The organism is Burkholderia sp. Ac-20345, from assembly GCF_017104825.1.
GTDB lineage: Bacteria > Pseudomonadota > Gammaproteobacteria > Burkholderiales > Burkholderiaceae > Burkholderia > Burkholderia lata_B.
Map to the genome: position 1 here is coordinate 1 of NZ_JAAGPO010000548.1, position 764 is coordinate 764.

The 764-nt window shown below is 50.8% G+C and carries 2 tRNA genes and 2 rRNA genes; all 4 read right to left on the reverse strand.

What is annotated here, in order from left to right:
* A 23S ribosomal RNA gene (locus G3O06_RS48580) occupies positions 1-109 on the reverse strand; the annotation flags it as partial.
* 285 nt (positions 110-394) lie between these two features.
* Positions 395-470 (reverse strand) — tRNA-Ala (locus G3O06_RS48585).
* A gap of 42 nt (positions 471-512) precedes the next feature.
* A tRNA-Ile gene (locus G3O06_RS48590) sits at positions 513-589 on the reverse strand.
* 63 nt (positions 590-652) lie between these two features.
* Positions 653-764 (reverse strand): 16S ribosomal RNA (locus G3O06_RS48595); the annotation flags it as partial.

Genomic DNA, 764 nt, shown 5'->3' on the forward strand with positions numbered 1-764 from the left:
TACGGATCAAAGCTTGTTTGCCAGCTCCCCGTAGCTTTTCGCAGGCTACCGCGTCCTTCATCGCCTGTGATCGCCAAGGCATCCACCACATGCACTTGTTCGCTTGACCCTATAACGAGTCTGTCTCGTTACAGGTTGAGTTCTCGCATTTGTGCCGTATTCCAATTGAGTCAAACATAGAGTTCGAATCATCTTGAGATACATCGATACAATCACAACCCGGATAGTTTTCACGTCCATCTCATAGACGCTTCCGCTATCCAAATTACTTACTTCTTCCAGATTGTTAAAGAACGACAGCCGATATGGTTTTACTCATATCACTCTGACTGGCTCAATCGCCAATGCAAAATTCTCGGTTCAGTGTCTGAACCAAGCCCTTAGCGTTGGTGATTGGTGGAGGCAGACGGGATCGAACCGACGACCCCCTGCTTGCAAAGCAGGTGCTCTCCCAGCTGAGCTATGCCCCCATGTACAGGTATTCCTCAGGTGTGTACCGCCACACAAGACGGTGGTGGGTCTGGTTGGATTCGAACCAACGACCCCCGCCTTATCAAGACGGTGCTCTAACCGACTGAGCTACAGACCCCTGAGTCTGTCTTTAATTTACAGCCGATAAGCGTGAGCGCTCAACTTTGCGAGATAGCTCTGGAAAGGAGGTGATCCAGCCGCACCTTCCGATACGGCTACCTTGTTACGACTTCACCCCAGTCATGAATCCTACCGTGGTGACCGTCCTCCTTGCGGTTAGACTAGCCACTTCT